2 tRNA genes and 3 rRNA genes are annotated in these 5,402 nt (G+C 53.4%); all 5 read left to right on the plus strand.

Annotated elements, in window-relative coordinates:
* Positions 1 to 175 precede the first annotated feature (175 nt).
* Positions 176 to 1,715 (plus strand): 16S ribosomal RNA (locus K8I84_RS16845).
* 89 nt (positions 1,716 to 1,804) lie between these two features.
* A tRNA-Ile gene (locus K8I84_RS16850) sits at positions 1,805 to 1,881 on the plus strand.
* A 60-nt stretch (positions 1,882 to 1,941) separates the two neighbouring features.
* Positions 1,942 to 2,017: transfer RNA gene (locus K8I84_RS16855), tRNA-Ala, on the plus strand.
* Positions 2,018 to 2,305: 288 nt separating this feature from the next.
* Positions 2,306 to 5,198 (plus strand): 23S ribosomal RNA (locus K8I84_RS16860).
* Between the two features lie 79 nt (positions 5,199 to 5,277).
* Positions 5,278 to 5,392: ribosomal RNA gene (gene rrf, locus K8I84_RS16865) — 5S ribosomal RNA — on the plus strand.
* Together the 16S, 23S and 5S rRNA genes with 2 tRNA genes alongside form the textbook arrangement of a ribosomal RNA operon.
* Positions 5,393 to 5,402 lie beyond the last annotated feature (10 nt).

Consider the following 5,402-nt stretch of genomic DNA (forward strand, 5'->3'; position numbering starts at 1 on the left):
TGTAGAATACGCGGCCTTGATTGAGCAACGGCTCAACGTTCTTTAAAAAGTTAACCAAGTAATTCGTGTGGGCGCTGGCCGAGGTATTTCGGATACGAAATATCAGGACAGTGACTCGTCGAAATTGAGTTTTGTCTTGAGCAAGATTTGCGATTTTCGGATCGCTGAATGATTTAAACTGAAGAGTTTGATCATGGCTCAGATTGAACGCTGGCGGCAGGCTTAACACATGCAAGTCGAGCGGTAACAGGGGTAGCTTGCTACCCGCTGACGAGCGGCGGACGGGTGAGTAATGCTTAGGAATCTGCCTGGTAGTGGGGGATAGCCCGGGGAAACTCGGATTAATACCGCATACGCCCTTCGGGGGAAAGCAGGGGATCTTCGGACCTTGCGCTATCAGATGAGCCTAAGTCGGATTAGCTAGTTGGTGGGGTAAAGGCCTACCAAGGCGACGATCCGTAGCTGGTCTGAGAGGATGATCAGCCACATCGGGACTGAGACACGGCCCGAACTCCTACGGGAGGCAGCAGTGGGGAATATTGGACAATGGGGGCAACCCTGATCCAGCCATGCCGCGTGTGTGAAGAAGGCTTTCGGGTTGTAAAGCACTTTCAGTAAGGAGGAAAACCTTATGGTTAATACCCATGAGGCTTGACGTTACTTACAGAAGAAGCACCGGCTAACTCCGTGCCAGCAGCCGCGGTAATACGGAGGGTGCAAGCGTTAATCGGAATTACTGGGCGTAAAGCGCGCGTAGGTGGTTAGGTAAGCGAGATGTGAAAGCCCCGGGCTTAACCTGGGAACTGCATTTCGAACTGTCTGACTAGAGTGTGGTAGAGGGTAGTGGAATTTCCTGTGTAGCGGTGAAATGCGTAGATATAGGAAGGAACACCAGTGGCGAAGGCGGCTACCTGGACCAACACTGACACTGAGGTGCGAAAGCGTGGGGAGCAAACAGGATTAGATACCCTGGTAGTCCACGCCGTAAACGATGTCTACTAGCCGTTGGAGATCTTGAATCTTTAGTGGCGCAGCTAACGCACTAAGTAGACCGCCTGGGGAGTACGGCCGCAAGGTTAAAACTCAAATGAATTGACGGGGGCCCGCACAAGCGGTGGAGCATGTGGTTTAATTCGACGCAACGCGAAGAACCTTACCTGGCCTTGACATCCTGCGAACTTTCTAGAGATAGATTGGTGCCTTCGGGAACGCAGTGACAGGTGCTGCATGGCCGTCGTCAGCTCGTGTCGTGAGATGTTGGGTTAAGTCCCGTAACGAGCGCAACCCCTATCCCTAGTTGCTAGCAGTTCGGCTGAGAACTCTAGGGAGACTGCCGGTGACAAACCGGAGGAAGGTGGGGATGACGTCAGGTCATCATGGCCCTTACGGCCAGGGCTACACACGTGCTACAATGGTGCGTACAGAGGGCTGCAAACCCGCGAGGGGGAGCTAATCTCACAAAACGTATCGTAGTCCGGATCGCAGTCTGCAACTCGACTGCGTGAAGTCGGAATCGCTAGTAATCGCGAATCAGAATGTCGCGGTGAATACGTTCCCGGGCCTTGTACACACCGCCCGTCACACCATGGGAGTGGATTGCACCAGAAGTGGTTAGTCTAACCTTCGGGAGGACGATCACCACGGTGTGGTTCATGACTGGGGTGAAGTCGTAACAAGGTAGCCGTAGGGGAACCTGCGGCTGGATCACCTCCTTAAACGAAGCCGAACGCTTCGGTCAGAGTCCACACGAATTACTTGGTTGGCTAATTAAAGAGAGCAACGGGTCTAGCAGGCCCATGCCATTGGGTCTGTAGCTCAGGTGGTTAGAGCGCACCCCTGATAAGGGTGAGGTCGGTGGTTCAAGTCCACCCAGACCCACCAATTGCTCAGCTCGGCGTTAGTGAATGCCTGGGATGAACAATTTAAGGTAGCTGTTTATTTGGGGCTATAGCTCAGCTGGGAGAGCGCCTGCCTTGCACGCAGGAGGTCGGCAGTTCGATCCTGCCTAGCTCCACCATACTTACCCTGACTTCGGTCAGTGTCCAGAAACAAGCGTTTCCGAAGTGAAGCTCTTCTTTCTGATCACTGGGTCAGAATTGCTCTTTAACAAATTGGACGAGATAGACGAATATTTTCTCTCATTATCTCCGAGAGAAAATGTTCAAAGTGATAACGATTTCAAGCGTTATCCGGTGTGTCGTTGAAGTGGTTGTTTATAGCTTCGAATGACGGTCTCGAATGAACATCGACATCAGGCTTGCCTGGTGACGGCGGACATTCTGGGTCAGTTGTTTTGGGGTTATATAGTCAAGCAACTAAGCGCATACGGTGGATGCCTTGGCAGTCAGAGGCGATGAAAGACGTGGAAGCCTGCGATAAGGTTCGGGGAGCTGGCAAACGAGCTGTGATCCGGACATTTCTGAATGGGGAAACCCACCGACTTTCGGGTCGGTATCTTGCACTGAATACATAGGTGTAAGAGGCGAACCGGGGGAACTGAAACATCTAAGTACCCCGAGGAAAAGAAATCAACCGAGATTCCCTTAGTAGCGGCGAGCGAACGGGGACTAGCCCTTAAGCTGGACAACTGGTAGGAGAAGGCTCTGGAAAGTGCCGCCATAGTGGGTGATAGCCCCGTATCCGAAACCTGAGTTCAGTGAAATCGAGTAGGACGGGACACGTGATATCCTGTCTGAACATGGGGGGACCATCCTCCAAGGCTAAATACTCCTGACTGACCGATAGTGAACCAGTACCGTGAGGGAAAGGCGAAAAGAACCCCTGTGAGGGGAGTGAAATAGATCCTGAAACCGTATGCGTACAAGCAGTCGGAGCCCACTTGTTGGGTGACGGCGTACCTTTTGTATAATGGGTCAGCGACTTATGTTCAGTGGCGAGGTTAACCATCTAGGGGAGCCGTAGGGAAACCGAGTCTGAATAGGGCGACTTAGTCGCTGGGCATAGACCCGAAACCGGGCGATCTATCCATGAGCAGGTTGAAGGTGCCGTAACAGGCACTGGAGGACCGAACCCACTGTCGTTGAAAAGCCAGGGGATGACTTGTGGATCGGAGTGAAAGGCTAATCAAGCCCGGAGATAGCTGGTTCTCCCCGAAAGCTATTTAGGTAGCGCCTCGGACGAATACCACTGGGGGTAGAGCACTGTTTGGGCTAGGGGGTCATCTCGACTTACCAACCCCAGGCAAACTCCGAATACCAGTGAGTACTATCCGGGAGACACACGGCGGGTGCTAACGTCCGTCGTGGAGAGGGAAACAACCCAGACCGCCAGCTAAGGTCCCCAAGTACCAGTTAAGTGGGAAACGATGTGGGAAGGCTCAGACAGCTAGGAGGTTGGCTTAGAAGCAGCCACCCTTTAAAGAAAGCGTAATAGCTCACTAGTCGAGTCGGCCTGCGCGGAAGATGTAACGGGGCTCAAACTGGTCACCGAAGCTGCGGCTGCATACTTTGTATGCGGGGTAGGGGAGCGTTCTGTAAGCCTGCGAAGGTGTGTTGTAAAGCATGCTGGAGGTATCAGAAGTGCGAATGCTGACATGAGTAACGACAATGCGGGTGAAAAACCCGCACGCCGGAAGACCAAGGGTTCCTGCGCAACGCTAATCGGCGCAGGGTGAGTCGGCCCCTAAGGCGAGACCGAAAGGTGTAGTCGATGGGAAACGGGTTAATATTCCCGTACCTTGGATCACTGCGATGGAGAGACGGAGAAGGCTAGGTGAGCCGGGCGACGGTTGTCCCGGTTTAAGCGAGTAGGAAGGGGACTTAGGCAAATCCGGGTCCTCAATTCTGAGACGTGACGACGACTGCTCATAGAGCGGGAAGTCATTGATGCCATGCTTCCAGGAAAATCTTCTAAGCTTCAGGTGATTCGAGACCGTACCCCAAACCGACACAGGTGGTCAGGTAGAGAATACCAAGGCGCTTGAGAGAACTCGGGTAAAGGAACTAGGCAAAATGGTGCCGTAACTTCGGGAGAAGGCACGCCGGTGTGTACGTGAAGCCCCTGCGGGTGGAGCGGAAGCCGGTCGAAGATACCAGGCCCCTGCGACTGTTTATTAAAAACACAGCACTCTGCAAACACGAAAGTGGACGTATAGGGTGTGACGCCTGCCCGGTGCCGGAAGGTTAATTGATGGGGTTAGCATTCGTGCGAAGCTCTTGATCGAAGCCCCGGTAAACGGCGGCCGTAACTATAACGGTCCTAAGGTAGCGAAATTCCTTGTCGGGTAAGTTCCGACCTGCACGAATGGCGTAACGATGGGGGCGCTGTCTCTACCCGAGACTCAGTGAAATTGAAATCGCCGTGAAGATGCGGTGTATCCGCGGCTAGACGGAAAGACCCCGTGAACCTTTACTATAGCTTCACAGTGAACTTTGAGCATGCTTGTGTAGGATAGCTGGGAGGCTTTGAAACCCGGACGCCAGTTCGGGTGGAGCCAACCTTGAAATACCAGCCTGGCATGTTTGAGGTTCTAACTTGGTCCCCTTATCGGGGATGAGGACACTGTGTGGTGGGTAGTTTGACTGGGGCGGTCTCCTCCCAAAGCGTAACGGAGGAGCACAAAGGTGGGCTAAGCATGGTCGGACATCATGCGGTTAGTGTAATGGCACAAGCCCGCTTAACTGCGAGACAGACACGTCGAGCAGGTGCGAAAGCAGGTCATAGTGATCCGGTGGTTCTGTATGGAAGGGCCATCGCTCAACGGATAAAAGGTACTCCGGGGATAACAGGCTGATACCGCCCAAGAGTTCACATCGACGGCGGTGTTTGGCACCTCGATGTCGGCTCATCACATCCTGGGGCTGAAGCCGGTCCCAAGGGTATGGCTGTTCGCCATTTAAAGTGGTACGCGAGCTGGGTTTAGAACGTCGTGAGACAGTTCGGTCCCTATCTGCCGTGGACGTTGGAGATTTGAGGAAAGCTGCTCCTAGTACGAGAGGACCGGAGTGGACGAACCTCTGGTGTTCGGGTTGTGTCGCCAGACGCATTGCCCGGTAGCTATGTTCGGACAGGATAACCGCTGAAAGCATCTAAGCGGGAAGCCCCTTCCAAGATGAGATCTCCCTGGACCTTCGAGGTCCCTAAAGAGCCGTTCAAGACCAGGACGTTGATAGGCCGGGTGTGTAAGCGCTGTGAGGCGTTGAGCTAACCGGTACTAATTGCTCGTGCGGCTTGACTATATAACACCCAAGACAATTGCGGATAACGCGAAATCATCATCACTATTTATCTCGTCCTTCCCAGTGATCAACCGTTTTGTCTGACGACCATAGCGGCCCGGAACCACCTGATCCCATCCCGAACTCAGAAGTGAAACAGGCCTGCGCCGATGGTAGTGTGGCATTGCCCATGCGAGAGTAGGTCATCGTCAGACTCCTAATACC

This window comes from Marinobacter sp. F4216, from assembly GCF_019931195.1.
Taxonomy (GTDB): domain Bacteria; phylum Pseudomonadota; class Gammaproteobacteria; order Pseudomonadales; family Oleiphilaceae; genus Marinobacter; species Marinobacter suaedae.